The sequence below is a fragment of the Salipiger sp. PrR007 genome (assembly GCF_010499845.1).
In the GTDB taxonomy this organism is placed as follows: Bacteria; Pseudomonadota; Alphaproteobacteria; order Rhodobacterales; family Rhodobacteraceae; genus Salipiger; species Salipiger pacificus_A.
This window is the reverse complement of sequence record NZ_JAAGOZ010000007.1, coordinates 42,909-57,785: the sequence shown is the minus strand read 5'-3', so window position 1 is coordinate 57,785 and position 14,877 is coordinate 42,909. Positions and strand designations below refer to the sequence as shown.

At 65.9% G+C, this 14,877-nt stretch carries 11 protein-coding genes; 1 reads left to right on the top strand and 10 read right to left on the bottom strand.

Going from position 1 to position 14,877, the window contains the following annotated elements; all coding sequences use genetic code 11:
• Positions 1-8: 8 nt before the first annotated feature.
• The 10 genes from G0Q01_RS00240 to urtA all read right to left on the bottom strand — a co-directional run bounded on the left by G0Q01_RS00240 (position 9) and on the right by urtA (position 12,979).
• Positions 9-1,334: a cytochrome-c peroxidase gene (locus tag G0Q01_RS00240; protein WP_370457146.1), complete on the bottom strand. Its 1,326-nt coding sequence runs from the start codon at positions 1,332-1,334 to the stop codon at positions 9-11.
• Between the two features lie 130 nt (positions 1,335-1,464).
• Entirely contained in the window at positions 1,465-2,490 is a 1,026-nt protein-coding gene (locus tag G0Q01_RS00235; protein ID WP_164189448.1) for an ABC transporter ATP-binding protein, read from the bottom strand.
• Between the two features lie 45 nt (positions 2,491-2,535).
• Positions 2,536-3,756: a carbohydrate ABC transporter permease gene (locus tag G0Q01_RS00230; RefSeq protein WP_164189446.1), complete on the bottom strand. Its 1,221-nt coding sequence runs from the start codon at positions 3,754-3,756 to the stop codon at positions 2,536-2,538.
• Between the two features lie 91 nt (positions 3,757-3,847).
• The gene (locus tag G0Q01_RS00225) at positions 3,848-5,110 is read right to left on the bottom strand and encodes a carbohydrate ABC transporter permease (protein ID WP_164189443.1); all 1,263 of its coding nucleotides are present in this window, start codon (positions 5,108-5,110) and stop codon (positions 3,848-3,850) included.
• A gap of 71 nt (positions 5,111-5,181) precedes the next feature.
• Entirely contained in the window at positions 5,182-6,531 is a 1,350-nt protein-coding gene (locus tag G0Q01_RS00220; RefSeq protein ID WP_164189441.1) for an ABC transporter substrate-binding protein, read from the bottom strand.
• Positions 6,532-6,777: 246 nt separating this feature from the next.
• Positions 6,778-7,473 (bottom strand): urea ABC transporter ATP-binding subunit UrtE, encoded by a 696-nt coding sequence (urtE, locus tag G0Q01_RS00215; RefSeq protein WP_164189439.1) that lies wholly within the window; start codon positions 7,471-7,473, stop codon positions 6,778-6,780.
• Positions 7,474-7,552: 79 nt separating this feature from the next.
• Positions 7,553-8,293, bottom strand: a complete 741-nt coding sequence (urtD, locus tag G0Q01_RS00210; RefSeq protein ID WP_164189437.1) for an urea ABC transporter ATP-binding protein UrtD — start codon at positions 8,291-8,293, stop codon at positions 7,553-7,555.
• Complete coding sequence (urtC, locus tag G0Q01_RS00205; RefSeq protein WP_164189435.1) at positions 8,290-9,525, bottom strand: urea ABC transporter permease subunit UrtC; 1,236 nt, start codon at positions 9,523-9,525, stop codon at positions 8,290-8,292. The genes urtD and urtC overlap by 4 nt, the downstream gene beginning before the upstream one ends.
• Before the next feature lie 115 nt (positions 9,526-9,640).
• Positions 9,641-11,599 carry an urea ABC transporter permease subunit UrtB gene (gene urtB, locus G0Q01_RS00200; RefSeq protein ID WP_164212912.1) on the bottom strand — a complete coding sequence of 653 codons (1,959 nt, stop codon included), beginning with the start codon at positions 11,597-11,599 and terminating at the stop codon, positions 9,641-9,643.
• 90 nt (positions 11,600-11,689) lie between these two features.
• Positions 11,690-12,979, bottom strand: a complete 1,290-nt coding sequence (gene urtA, locus G0Q01_RS00195; RefSeq protein WP_164189431.1) for an urea ABC transporter substrate-binding protein — start codon at positions 12,977-12,979, stop codon at positions 11,690-11,692.
• 470 nt (positions 12,980-13,449) lie between these two features.
• Between urtA and G0Q01_RS00190 the strand changes: the two genes are divergently transcribed.
• Positions 13,450-14,874 (top strand): circularly permuted type 2 ATP-grasp protein, encoded by a 1,425-nt coding sequence (locus tag G0Q01_RS00190; protein ID WP_164212911.1) that lies wholly within the window; start codon positions 13,450-13,452, stop codon positions 14,872-14,874.
• The last annotated feature ends 3 nt before the right edge of the window (positions 14,875-14,877 follow it).

Genomic DNA, 14,877 nt, shown 5'->3' with positions numbered 1-14,877 from the left:
TTGCTCTGTCAGCGGTCCACCGGCAGCCCCGAGGGCACGGTGTGCGGAACGCCAAGGCGTCCCGACAGCGCCACGGGATCGGACAGCGTTTCAAGAAAGGCCATGAGCGCCTCGATTTCACCGGCGGTCAGCGACGTGCCCGGTCCGGCTGCGGCCACCAGCGCCTGAACCTCATTCGGGTCGTCCATCACCGTCCAATCGGGCTTGGTCTCCGGCAGTTCGGGCAGGACCACATGGCGGGCGTATCCGCCCAGCCCCTCGGCCCGCGCCGCGTGGTCGGCGACAAAGTCCGCCAGATCGTCATGCCCGCCCGCGTGGCCCCAGGGCCCGGTCTGCAGGACATTGCGCAGCGAGGGCGTGCGAAAGGCGAAGCGATCCTCCGCGCGTCCGGTGACCCGCATCCGCCCGTCGTCCCGCGCGTGGTGTTCGAACCGCTCGGCCTTGCCTGGCCCGAGCTGCGGCGCGCCCATGGCGTGGAAGTCGTGGTCGGTGAGGAAGGGGCCGGAGTGGCACTCCACGCAGCCGGCTTGCCCGTAGAAGAGCGCCGCCCCCTCTGCCGCGGCGCCGGCCAGCGTCGTCTCGCCGCGCAGTGCCGCGTCGAAGGGGCTGTCGTCGGAGCGCCACTCGAAGGCGACGAAGGCGGCAATGGCGTTGGAGATGTCGGTGAAGTGGATTGGCCTGCCCTGCGCCACATGCGGGTAGACCGCCTCGAAGCGCGCGGCATAGTCCGGAACCGCCGCGACCCGCCGCGAGATGATGTCCCAGGCTCCGCCGTCGCCGGTGATCCGCCCTGACCGCACTGCCTTGGAGACGTCGCTTTCGGAGTAATGCCCCGCCATCTCGTCGGGCGAAAGCACCGGGAACATCGTCTGGGCCGAAAGCACGCCCGAGAAGCCCTGCTCCATGTCCTCGGCCATCGGTGTCCGAAGGCCACCGGGGCGCGACGGGTCTGCTTCGATCCGTCCATCGTGGAAGAGGGTGGTGAACTCATGCGCTCCGAGGTTGAAAAGCGCCGTTGCGTTGCGCGGGATGCGCTGCTCGGGGGTGTCCTCGGCAGTGACGTGGCGCTCCGGTCCGAGCCCGATTCCGCCCTCGCCGATCCCGAGGCTCAATCCGTCCGAGGTGGCAAATCGCGGATGGTGGCAGGTGGCGCAGGCGATATTGCGGTTGCCCGAAAGCAGCGGGTCGTAGAAGAGCAGCTGCCCAAGCGCGACCTCTTCGGCGCCCGTCTCAACGTAATCCGCATCGTTCACCGCGCGCGGCAGGCGCGTCTCCGCCGCGGTGCCGCCGGCCAGCAGGGTCAGCCCCACCAGCGCCATGCCCATCCTGCGCATCGTCCTCTCCTCCCCCTCGGTGGGATATTGATGACACGCGGGCGGGGCTTGCGGCAAGCGGTGCGTTTGGAGGCGTTGCCCCCGTCCGTTGGCGCGGACACCCCGTTGAGGCTTTGGTGCAGAAGACCCCTCAGCGGAGCGCGAGGCCGCCGGCGTCGAAGGCGTGGATCTGCGCGGGCGCGAAGCCAAGGCCGCAGGGCGCGCCGGGGGTCAGCGCGGTGCTGCCGATGGCCCGCACCGTGAGTTTTCCCGCGGCGCCACAGTCGACGATCACATAGGTGTCGGCGCCAAGGTACTCGAGCACGTCCACCGTGCCGTCGAGCTGGCCCTCGCCGGGGCCGGTCAGTGTGATGTGCTCGGGGCGGATGCCGAGGTGCCGGGCGGCTGGGGGCATGGGCTCGGACAGGCGCAACCCCTCCACATCCGCGGGCATCACGTTCATCTTCGGCGAGCCGATGAACTGCGCGACGAAGAGGTTGCCGGGCCGTTCGTAGAGCTCGCGCGGGCTGCCGACCTGGCTGATCTTCCCGGCTTCCAGAACCACGATACGGTCGGCAAGGGTCATCGCCTCGACCTGGTCGTGGGTGACGTAGATCATCGTGGCGCCGAGCGCCTGGTGCAGCTTGGCAATCTCGTAACGCATCTCCACCCGCAGCGCCGCGTCGAGGTTCGACAGCGGCTCGTCGAACAGAAAGGCCGTGGGGTCGCGCACGATCGAGCGGCCGATGGCGACGCGCTGGCGCTGCCCGCCCGAAAGGTCCTTGGGGCGCCGCTCGAGCAGCGGCTCGAGCTTCAACACCCGTGCGGCCTCGTCGACCTTGTCGGTGATCTCCTGCTTCGGCGCGCCCGCCGACTTCAGCGAGAAGCCCATGTTTTCCCGCACTGACATATGCGGGTAGAGCGCGTAGCTCTGAAACACCATCGCAAGTCCGCGTTCGGCGGGGGGCTCGGCGGTGGCGTCGCGGCCGCCGATGACGATCTGCCCGCGCGAGGTCTCCTCGAGTCCGGCGATCATCCGCAGGAGCGTGGACTTGCCGCAGCCGGAGGGGCCGACGAAGATGACGAACTCGCCTTCCTCCACGGCAAGATCCACGCCCTTGATCACCTGCGCGCCGCCGTACCATTTCTCGACGGATTTCAGCTCGATGCCAGCCATGTCAGTCTTTCCTCATCAGTCTTGCAGAGGGCGCCTCGGCGCCGCTCATCCTTTCACCGATCCGGCGGTCAGCCCCTTGGTCATGAAACGCTCGAGCCCCAGGAACAGCACCATGATCGGCACCGTGGCGATCACCGAACCGGCCATCAGGTGCTGCCGGGGCACCTCCGAGGAGTTCAGCGAAGCGATGCCGCGGGTCAGGGTGAACTTGCCCGGATCGTCGAGCAGCATGAAGGCCAGCAGGAACTCGTTCCAGGCGATCATGAATACGTAGAGCGAGACCGAGGCCAGTGCCGGCAGCGACAGCGGCAGGGTGATCGTCCAGATCACCTTGAGCCGCGACAGCCCGTCCATCAGCCCCGCCTCCTCGACCTCCGACGGCAGGCCGCGGAAGTAGCCCTGCAGCATGTAGAGCGCCACGGGGATGGTGGTGACCGGGTAGATCAGCACGATGCCGAAGAGGGTGTTGCGCAGCCCGGTCATCGAGAAGGCGATGTAGATCGGCAGCGCCAGCACGATCATCGGCACCATGTAGATCAGCAGGATCGAGCGCGAAAAGACCTTCTGGCCCCGGAAGCGCAGCCGCGCCACGGCATAGGCGCCGGGGATGGCGAAGGCGAGGGTGATCAGCACCGTGAGCACCGACACGTAGAAGGACGTCCAGAGATAGCTGCCGAAGTTGTAGTCCCGCATCAGCTCGACGTACGACCGGAAGAGGCCGAGCCCCTGGCTCAGGTCGAGCGAGAAATCCAGCGGGTTCTGAACCAGCGCCGCCTGGTTCTTCAGCGAGGTCATCACCATCACGTAGAAGGGGATGACCACGATGGCGGTGAAGAAGATGTAGCCAAAGCCGGTCAGGAAGCGGATCACCGCCGCCTCGAAGACATGGCGGGTGAGCGCGCCTTCGGGCGTCTTCTCGAGGATCTTCCACATGCCAAGCGCTGTAAAGCCCGTGGCCGCGATCAGCCCGGTCCAGCGCGCCGGACCCGAGGCCTCTGGGGCGATGGCCAGCGGGGCCAGACCGGACAGCGCCGCGAGGCCGAGCATCGCAAGCGCCAGCGCCGCGGGCAGCAAGGGCCGTCCGTGCCCACCCCAGCGCAGGCAGGCCAGCCCCATCAGCGCCCCCAGTGGCAGCGCCAGCCAGACGGGGCGAAACCCTGCGCCGGTGGCAAAGCTCATGGCGACGGCCACGGTGGTGGCGATGATCAGGCACCAAAGTGCGCCCAGCAAGAGCGCGGTGACATATCCGATGCGGAAAGTGTTCATGATGTGCCCCTGCTTCGTCTAGAGACAGATGTCCGGGGGGCGGCGCCCGGCCCGCCGCCGGCCTCGGGCCTTGAGAGAGAGCAGACGCGCATCACAACCCCTCCTCCCGGCTCATCACGCGGAAGAAGAACAGCGAGAAGAGGATCAGCATCAAGAAGATCACCACCGCCACCGCCGCGCCCGCGCCGATGTTCGACAGGGCAAACGCCTGCTCGTAGACATTGACCGTCAGAACGCGGGTGCCGGCGTTGCCGCCGGTGAGCAGGAAGATGTCGTCGAACTTGTTGAAGGTCCAGATGAAGCGCAGCAGGAACAGCACCGACAGGATCCCAAGAAGCTGCGGCAGCGACAGGTAGCGGAATTTCTGGAAGGGCGAAGCGCCGTCCATGTCGGCGGCCTCGTACATGTCGGTGTCGATCGACTGCATGCGCGCGAGGATGAACAGGAACGACAGCGGGAAGTAGCGCCAGACCTCGAAGAGCGTGACCATGATCAGCGCCAGGGGGCGCTCGCCGAAGAAGTTGATCGCCTGCGACGTCACCCCCATCTGCATCAGCAGCGCGTTGGCCGAGCCGGAGTAGGGATCGAACAGCAGGATCCAGGCGAAGGCGACAGCGATCACCGGGGCGACGTAGGGAAAGAGGTAGAGCCCGCGCAGCAGGCCCTGTCCGGTGAAGCTCTTGTCGAGGAGCAAGGCGGCGAACAGCCCGAAGATCAACGCGCCCGCGGTGCCGAAGACGGTGTAGAAGAGGGTCACTCCCAGCACCGACCAGAATTCCGAGCCCTGGAAGATCCGGGCGAAATTCTCCAGCGTGAAGCTCGAGAAGGAAGTGAGGACGTTGTTCGCGCTGCCGGTGATCACGGGGGCGCTCGCCTCCACGTCGGGACCCTCGAAATAGGAGGGATCGGCGGTGACGGGAATACGGATCTGATCGCGGAAGCCGCCCTCCCAGTCGCCGAGATTGCAGCTCAGCGTGGCGCCCTCAAGCGTGCAGCGCGGGTCCATCTCGGTGGCGCTCAGCCCCTCGGGCCAGCTGTCGGTGAGGGTGACGCCGGTGATCCTCTGGTCCTGCGAGGAATTGCGCAGCCGGTAGCGCAGGTAGGCGTCCGGGTCGCCCTCCTCGAGGTCGCCGCGGATGTCCTCGCGCACCACCGGCGCGGGCGGGCGCAGCTCGGCGAGGCCGATGGGCTTGAAGGCAATCCAGAAGACCGCCAGCAGCGGCAGGATCACCACCAGCGCCACGGCGATCAGCGTCGGCATCAGCAGGCCCCAAGCAAGCCGCGCCTCGCGGCGGGCGAGCGGGCCCATACCCCTGGGCGGGCGGGCCGTGTTGGGTGGAACGGGTTCCGTCATGGACACCCTCCGGTCTTGCACGTCGGAAAGAGAAGCGGGGCGCCTCGGCGGCGCCCCGAAATGGCCCTTGGCTACTGGATCGCGCCGAGTTCCTCGTTGAGCTGGCTGACGGCCGCGGCGGCATCGATCTCGTCGTCGATGTAGGCGCGGACCACGCGGTTCACGACCTGGCTGTTGACCATCTTCGAGGCCAGCGCCATCTGGCCCACGTCGGCGCCCCAGCGCTGCGCCACGTCGAGACCGGCGACCAGTTCGTCCACGGTCTCTTCGCCGTAGAGGTCGGTGAGCGAGGCCTGGCGGTCGACGCCGACCGGCAGCTTGCCCCATTCCTTTACGAAGAGCTCGGGGTCGTCGTCGGTGCCCCGGCGGACCGGGAACTTGCCCTCGGGGGCGATGGCCAGCGTATCGAGATAGCCCTCGTCCATCGAGAACTTGACGAACTCCTCGGCGACGCCCGTGTTGGCATCGCCAGTGATGCCGAGGAAGTTCAGCTCGGCAAAGGCGGCGCCGTCGGGATTAGAGGGGCCGGAGAAATTGGTGACGATGCCGGTCTTGCCGGCCAGCTCGGCCGAGGTCGGGTCATCATTGATGGTGGGCGGCGCGCTGTCGCGCAGGCCGGCCAGTTCGTCGAGGATGAAGGGCGACCAGATGGTCATCGCGGTGTTGCCTGAGAAGTAGATCGTGCGGGCCTGCTCCCAGAACAGATCGCCCGGGGGCGAAGCCTTGGCGATGGCCTTGTAGAAGTCCAGGACCTCGGTGGTCGCGGCCTCGTCGAGCTCCGCAACCCCGTCCGGCCCGACCGGCGAGACGCCGTTGGCGAGGAAGACATGTTCGAGCACCTGGCTCATGAAAGCCTCGTCGACCTTTGTGGCGGCGACGAAGCCATACATCTCGGGCGGGTTGTGCAGCTTCTCGAGCGCGGCTTCGACGTTGGCGTAGCTGGTCGGCGGCTCGAGCCCGGCCTCTTCGAAGAGATCCTTTCGGTAGATGATCATCTGCGTCCAGCCGTCGGCAGGCACCGAGGCGAAACCGTCGTCGAACTCCGCCATCTTCAGCGCGCCGGGCGCGAAGGTGGCGCCGCCAAGCTCCTCGATCACGTCGGTGGCGGCATCGGGGTCGAGGATCCCGGCCTCGGCCCAGGGCAGGGCGTAGGACAGCGGGTGGTAGATGACATCGGGCATGTCGCCTGCGGCGAAGGCGGCGGTGGCGCGGGTGCCCATCTCGCTTTCGGTGACAGGGATCACTTCGACCTCATGCCCGGTCGCTTCGGTGAAGGCCTTGGCCATCGCCTCCTGTTTGGCCAGCCGCTCGGGCTGCTCCTCGATGGTCCAGAACCGGATGGTGTCGGCCTGGGCCATCCCGGCGGTCAGCGCCAACGCCATGGCGGTGCCGCCGAGAACTCGGCGTTTGATGGGTGTCATCGTCTTCCTCCTCATGTTGGTCGTCAAACCAGCGGGCGGAAGGGGATGGGCGCAAGATGCGCAAAGCATGGAAAAGGGCGGGCGCGCTTTCGCGCGCAGTTGCCGCAATGCAGCAAGACCTCCTCCCTGGAAAACCCCTTCACAACCATAAACAGTTGAACAATCTCTTAGGCGAGACTTGGGACTCAAACCGCTTTAGGCAAGGAAAAAAGACGCCGCAATGCAGCAACTTACCGGGTTTCCGGGTCAGATTGAGACTTTTTCGAGCAGTGCCTCGCGATCGATCTCCCCGGCCTGTCCGGAAAGCGACACAGTGCCCCGCGTGACCGCGTAGAAGCTGTCGGCGAGCCCCCAGGTGAAATCGAAGTATTGCTCGACCAGCACGACCGCCATGTCGCCCTGGTCGCGCAGCTGCGCGATGACCCGACCGATCTGCTGGATGATGTTGGGCTGGATCCCCTCGGTTGGCTCGTCGAGGAGCAGCACACGTGGCCGGGTGATCAGCGCGCGGGCAATGGCCAGCTGCTGCTGCTGGCCGCCCGACAGATCACCGCCGCGGCGCTGCAGGAAGTCCTTGAGAATGGGGAAAAGCTCGAAGATATGCGCCGGCACGCCCCGCTCGGAGCGCTCGAGGCACGCAAAGCCGGACTCGAGGTTTTCCTGCACGGTCATCAGCGGGAAGATCTCGCGCCCCTGCGGCACGTAGGCGATGCCGGCGCGGGCCGCCTGATAGGCGTTGAGGTGCTGCAGCGGCGTGCCGTCGAGGCTGATCGTGCCGCTGGAATAGGGGTGGCGCCCGGCGATCGCCTTGAGCAGCGAGGTCTTGCCCACGCCGTTCGTGCCCATCACCGCGGTGACCTTGCCGGGCTCCGCCCCGAGGCTGATCCCGTGCAGGATCTGGCTCTGCCCGTAGTGCAGGGTGAGGTTTTCGACCTTCAGCATGGCGTCTCGCTCCGTCCGCAAAACTCTTCGACGAGATCTGCAACGTCCTTCGCGGGACGTTGCGGTTTCGCGCGTGTCTTCATCGTCCGAGGTAGACGTCGATGACGTCCTGGTTGGTGGTGACGTGATCGAGCGAGCCCTCGGCCAGCACCGCGCCCTCGCAGAGCACCGTCACCTTGCAATCGAGCCGGCGCACGAATTCCATGTCGTGTTCGACCACCACCACCGCGTGTTTCTGCGCCGCGCGGCGCAAAAGGTCGGTGGTGTGCTCCCGCTCCGCCGGGGTCATCCCGGCGGCGGGCTCGTCGACCAGCAGCAGCCGCGGGTCCTGCGCCAGCAGCATGCCGATTTCGAGCCATTGCTTCTGGCCGTGGCTGAGCTCGCCAGAGACGCGGCCGAGCTGGTCGGACAGGCCGATCTCGGCGGCGATCGCCTCGATCCGCTCGGCCCCGGCTTTCGTCTTGCTGTGGAACAGCACGTCAAAGGGTCCGCGCTTGTTCTTCAGCGCCATGGCGAGGTTCTCGCGCACGGTCTGCGCCTCGAAGACGGTGGGCTTCTGGAACTTGCGCCCGACGCCGGCGCGGGCGATCTGGCTTTCGCTCATCTTCAGCAAGGAGACGGATTTCTCGCCCCACAGAACGCGGCCCTCGTCGGGGCGTGTCTTGCCGGTGATGATGTCCATGAAGGTGGTCTTGCCCGCGCCGTTCGGGCCGATGATCGCCCGCAGCTCAGGCTCGCCGATGCGGAAACTGAGGTTGTTGATCGCCTTGAACCCGTCGAAGCTGACGGAGACGCCGGACATCTCGAGCAGGGTCTTCATTTCTCCTCCTCCCCTTCGACCGTGCGGCGCGCGCCCTTGTCGGGGCCGAAATCGCCCACCCGCTCGGGCACCGCGTGGCGGCGGGTGAAAAGATCGAAGATCCCGCCGATCCCCTTGGGGGCCAGCAACGTCACCGCCACGAAGCTGAGACCAAGCAGCACCAGCCACCAGTCGGTCCAGTTGATGGTGTAGAAACCGAGGTTGATGTTGGGCGCGCCGCCGCCGGTGAACCAGCTCGACAGAAGCGAGACCACGGCGGCGCCGAGCGCCGCTCCGTAGAGCCGCCCGCGGCCGCCGATGGCGACCCAGACCGCGAGGTAGATCGAGGCGATGGGGGCGATCTCGGCGGGGTTGATGATCCCCGCCTGCGGGTAGTAGAGCGCCCCGGCCAGCCCCGAGACGATGCCGGTCAGCGTGAAGATGAAGAGCTTGTAGCTTTCCACATGGTAGCCGAGGAAGCGCACCCGGTTTTCATTGTCGCGAATGCCGCGGATCACCGAGCCCATCTTGCCCGAGACCACCCAGGCGAAGAGCAGATAGCCAAGGCCGAGCGCCAGCGCAGATCCCCAGAAGAACCAGATCGAGATCGTCGCCTGCGGCACCGCGTCGAGCCCCGGCAGGTTCTGCAGGCCGGAAAGCCCGTTGTTGCCGCGCAAGCCCGCCTCGTTCTGGAAAAGGTAGAGCGAGAGCGCCAGCGTCATCGCCTGCGTCAGGATCGAGAGATAGACGCCGGTGACCCTGCTGCGGAAGGCGAGCCAGCCGAAGACCAGCGCGAGGACACCCGGCACAAGCACCACCATCGCAAGCTGCAGCGGGAAGCTGTGCGCAAAGCCCCATAGCCAGGGGAAGTCGGCGCTGCCGACCACGCCGAAGATTTGCTGACCGATGGCGTCGTGGATTTCCTCGGGGGTGGGAGGGATCGGCGCGGCGCGCAGGCTCTCGGCGATGATCAGCTCGGTGCGGGCGTACATCAGCCACATGCCGATCATGTAGCCGCCGAGGCCGAAGAAGGCCATGTGCCCAAGGCTGAGGATGCCGGTGTAGCCCCAGACCACGTCCATCGCCACCGCGACCAGCATCAGGCAGAGCGTCTTGCCCAGCGTTTTGACGAAGGAGGTCGACAGGAACCCCGTTCCGGTTGCGGGGGCCAGGACCGTGACCAGCAGCACGAAGAACGCGAGGGCCAGCAGGAACCAGGCGGCGGATTTGTTGCGGGCGAAGAAGCTGGTCATGCGCTGGCTCCCTGGGGCCGGGGATCTTGGGGGCTCTGCCCCAGCGCCGCTGCGCGGCTCTCCCCCGGGATATTTCGGCCTAGAAGAACGGGCGGGTGTTGGCTGCGCGGCATGGTCAGTCTCCCGCCGCGCGGCCCTTGAGGGCGACGATGCCCTTGGGGCGGACCTGGATGAAGAGAATGATGAAGAGGATCATGTAGGTCTGCGCCGCTAGCGTGTTGCTGGGGTTCATCCACTCGATGCCCTTCTGCAGGATGCCGATCAGCGCCGCGCCCGCGAGTGTTCCCCAGACGTTGCCGACGCCGCCGACGACCACGGTCATGAAGCTCTGCACGATGTAGTTGCCGCCCATCTCGGAGGTGACCTGCGCGTAGAGGCCGATCGCGATACCGGCGATGCCGGCGATGCCCGAGCCGAGGCCGAAGGTCAGCATGTTGATCTTGTCGGGATTGATGCCCATCGAGGCAGCCATGCCGGGGTTCTGGGTGACGGCGCGAACCTCGAGGCCGATGCGGGTGCGGTTAAGGATGAAGAGGATCAGGCAGAGGAAGACCAACGCCAGCACGAAGATCGCGATGCGGATATTGGCGATGCCTGCGACGTCGTTGATGATCCACGCTCCGTCGAGCCAATGCGGCGAGGTCAGCGGGCGGGCCTGGGTGCCGAAGATGTTCTTCGCAAGCTGCTGCAGTGCGATGGAGATGCCGAAGGTGGCCAGCAGCGTTTCCAGCGGGCGGTGGTAGAGCCAGCGGATCACCAGCCGCTCCATCGCCACGCCGGCGGCGAAGGTGATGACAAAGGCCAGCGGCAGGGCGACGATCAGCGACAGCGTGTAGTCGGGGATGATCTGCTGCACCACGTAGCCGGTATAGGCGCCCATCATGATGAACTCGCCGTGCGCCATGTTGATGACGCCCATGACGCCGAAGGTGATGGCGAGGCCGATGGCGGCGAGGAAGTAGATCGAGGCCAGCGAGAGGGAGTCGAGCCCGAAATCCAGCGCTTGCCAGAGGCCGACGCGCGTGCGCACCGAGCCGAGCGCCGCCTCGGCCGCCTCGGTGATGGCGGCGTCGGGCTCGAGGTATTCCTCGTAGAAAACATGGTCCGAGAGAGCGGCCCTGCGGTCCTCTTCGGTCACGCGGGCGGGCACGACACCCTGCTCGGCGAGCGCCGCATAGGCGCGAGCGCGAGCGCCCTCCGAGACGAGCTGGCCAAGCGGCACGCCGGCGACGGCGCCATCGCTGAGATTGGCGGTCAGCGCGGCCTTGATCTGGTCGCGGCTCTGCACCGGCCGCGCAAGCTCGGCGCTGACCAGCCGGGCGTAGGCGTCGGCTTCGGTGAGCTCCTTGCCGGGTGTGAGGACGCGCGCGATGTTGGCGCCCTCGGGCAGTGTCTCGGCCACGCCGGCACGGGTGGTGAGGATCTGGTTGAGCACGGCGCGGACGTCGACGCTGAGCTCGGAGGCCAGCGCCTCGATGGCGGTGATGCGGGCCTCGGGCGTGGCGCCGAAGCTGGCGGTGAGCATGCCGTCGAGGCGTTTCTTGCGCGCCAGAATGCCGGGGTCCTCTTCGGTCTCGATCGAGGCGCGCAGCGGCTCGATCTGCTCTGCCGAGGGGCTGCGGGCAATGGCGTCGAGCGCAGCGATGCGGTTCGCGACATTCGGATCCGACAACTGGAATTGCACCAGCGCGGTGCTGATCACCCGGCGCACGCCGCCGTTGGGGCGGACCTGGTCGATCTCGGCGCTGGGGGCGGTGCCGGCGGGCTGTCCGGTGACGATATCGCTCAGCGCGTAGTCGCTGCCACTCTTTTCGGCGTAGAAGAACTGCCCGTCGGTCTTGCGTTGGTAGACCTCGCGGTCGCCCCAGTTCTGCAGGAAGGCGGGCACGGCAGGATCGCCGGAGGACACCAGCGCCTCGATCAGCGTGTCCACGGTCTGGCGGCCGGGCTTGGCGACCTCATCCGCGTATTGCTGCAGAATGGCCTTGAGGCCGGTCTCCTGCGCGGCGGCCATCGGCGGCGCCAGCGTCAAACAGAGCAGGAGCGCAAGAGCGGAGAGAAGCGCGCGCGGCATGGACGGCCCCCGGGAACAGAGTGCGGAATTCGGTAACGTGGTGCGGCGGGCGCGCAGGGTGTGGGCGCGCCCGCCGCCGGTCAGCTCAGATCAGTAGTTCGACTGAAGCTGCACGCAGGACTTGGTCTCGGTGTTGTACATGCCGCACTCGAGGTCTTTCCAATCGGATTCCAGCACCGCGGAATCCGGCAGGTAGTCGGTCCATGCATCGCCCGGGACCGGATCGGTCGAGGAAATGATGTCGAACTGCCCGTCCGCGCGGATCTCGCCGATCAGAACCGGCTTCGACAGGTGGTGGTTCACGCCCATCTCCGCGGTGCCGCCGGTCAGGTTCGGGAACTCTTGGCCCCACATGTGCTCGCGCACGGCGTCGACATCGGTGGTCTCGGCGGCGGTGACCGCGTTCACCCACATGTTGAAGCCGATGTAATGGGCTTCCATCGGGTCATTGGTCACGCGCTTCTCGTCGCCGATGAAGTCATGCCATTGCTTGATGAACTCGGCGTTGGCCTCGCCCTCGGCGGACATGAAGTAGTTCCAGGCGGCGAGGTGGCCAACGAGGTTCGAGGTGTCGAGGCCAGAGAGTTCCTCTTCGCCCACCGAGAAGGCGACGACCGGGATATCGTCGGCCGAGACGCCCTGCGCCGCCAGTTCCTTGTAGAAACCGATGTTCGCGTCCCCGTTGATCGTCGAGATCACGCCGACCTGCTTGCCGTCGGCGCCAAGCGCCTTGACGTCGGACACGATGGTCGACCAGTCGGAGTGGCCGAAGGGCGTGTAGTTGACGAAGATGTCCTCCTCGGCGATGCCCTTCGACTTCAGGTAGGCCTCGAGGATGCGGTTCGTGGTGCGCGGGTAGACGTAGTCGGTTCCGAGCAGGGCGAACTTCTCGACGCCAAGCTCGTCGAGGAAATAGTCGGTGGCCGGGATCGCCTGCTGGTTCGGGGCGGCGCCGGTGTAGAAGACGTTCTTCGAGCTTTCCTCGCCCTCATACTGGACGGGGTAGAAATAGAGCGCGTTCAACTCTTCGATCACTGGCAGCACCGCCTTGCGCGAGGCGGAGGTCCAGGAGCCGAAGATCACGTCGACCTCGTCGTTGGAGATCAGCTCGCGGGCCTTTTCGGCGAAGAGCGGCCAGTCGGAGGCCGGGTCCTTCACCACCGCTTCGAGCTGGCATCCCAGCAGGCCGCCGGCCTTGTTCTGCTTGTCGATCAGCATCAGCATGGTGTCTTTCAGGGTGGTTTCGGAAATCGCCATGGTGCCGGAAAGCGAGTGCAGCACGCCGACCTTGATCGGGCAGTCTGCCGATTGTGCCGAAACCGCACCCGCAGAGATCATGGCGAGCGCGGCCACGGTCGAAAGTTTCATCGATTTTATCATGTTCAACATCCCTATAGAGCGGGGTCCCAGCTCCTCGCGTATCGGCTCTTCCGGCCTTGGATCTGCGCGGGTCCTCCTCCGCTTCGATTATCGTTGTGCCATTGGCGGATGCCCTCTTGAGCTTGCTCCGCCGCGGCTCCCCGTTGGCGCGCCGGTGTTTGGCGCTACATTCGGATAACGGAAGCGTGACGCCCCGCCACGCGCTTTCCATGGTGCGGACGGCGGCTCGGAAGGCGTGATTAATTCCTGTGCATAGGTGGAGGATTTTGCGAATAAATTAATCGGAAAGTATGAGGAATAGGGGCCTTATCAGGCTAAACCAAGGCGAATGCCTAGCAGATCAGATTCGTGACGGCTGATTTGCCGGTTTTTTGGGCAGACGAAATGGGGTGGAGATCGTTTTTCTACGCGGGGGGCTTTTCCTCTGCCTGCGAAACGGGGAACGTGAGCCTCAGAGCAAAGGGATTGTCATGAGCGCCACGAAGCCAGCGATTTTCAATGAGATGTTGAACGACGAGCAGGTTCGCTCGGCCTATCAGAACCTGGAGAAATGGTATCGGTCGATGCCGGCCGAGTTGCGAAGCCTGAAACAGTCCGAGGCCGAAGCGCTGTTCCGGCGCGTGGGCATCACCTTCGCGGTCTACGGCGAGGGCGGCGACCCGGAACGGCTCATTCCCTTCGACATGTTTCCCCGCGTGATGACCGCCGAGGAGTGGCGCAAGCTCGACCGAGGGGTGCGCCAGAGGGCGGCGGCGCTGAACGCCTTCCTCGCCGATGTCTACGACCGCCGCGAGATCATCCGTGCGGGCAAGATCCCCGAGCACCTGGTGACCAACAACGCGGCCTTCGAGAAGGCCGCCATCGGCTTTCGACCGCCGCGCGGCGTGTTCAGCCACATCGTCGGCGTCGATCTGGTGCGCACCGGGCCCGATCAGTTCTACGTGCTCGAGGACAATTGCCGCACGCCGTCGGGCGTCAGCTACATGCTGCAGAACCGCGAGATCATGATGCGCATGTTCCCGCAGCTCTTCATGGAAAACCGCATACGCCCGGTCGACGGCTACGCCGGCCTGCTTAAGAAGACCCTCGCCTCGGTGGCGCCGCAGAAATGCCAGGGCGAGCCGAACATCGTCATCCTCACTCCGGGCCATTTCAACTCGGCCTATTACGAGCACAGCTTCCTGGCCGACCTGATGGGCGTCGAACTGGTCGAGGGGCAGGATCTTTTTGTCGAGGGCGACTTCGTCTGGATGAAGACCACCGAGGGCCCCAGGAAGGTCGACGTGATCTATCGCCGGATCGACGATGCCTTCATCGACCCGCTGTGCTTCCGTCCCGATTCCATGCTTGGCGTGCCCGGCCTGATGAACGTCTATCGCTCGGGCGGGGTGACCATCTGCTCGGCCCCCGGGGCGGGCGTCGCCGACGACAAGGCGATCTACACCTTCGTCCCCGAAATGATCCGCTTCTACCTCGGCGAGGAACCGATCCTCGAGAACGTGCCGACCTGGCAATGCGCCAAGCCCGACGACTGCAAATACGTGCTCGAGAACCTCTCGGAGCTGGTGGTCAAGGAGGTGCATGGCTCGGGCGGCTACGGGATGCTGGTGGGGCCGAAGTCCGACAAGTCGACCATCGAGTCCTTTGCTGCGAAAATCCGCAAGAACCCCGACAACTACATTGCCCAGCCGACGCTGGCGCTTTCGGCCTGTCCCACCTTTGTCGAGGAGGGGATCGCGCCGCGCCACGTCGATCTGCGCCCCTATTGCCTCGTTGGCGAGACCATCGAACTGGTGCCGGGCGGGCTGACCCGCGTGGCGCTGACCGAAGGTTCGCTCGTGGTGAACTCGTCGCAGGGCGGCGGGGTCAAGGACACCTGGGTATTGGCGGAGTGATCA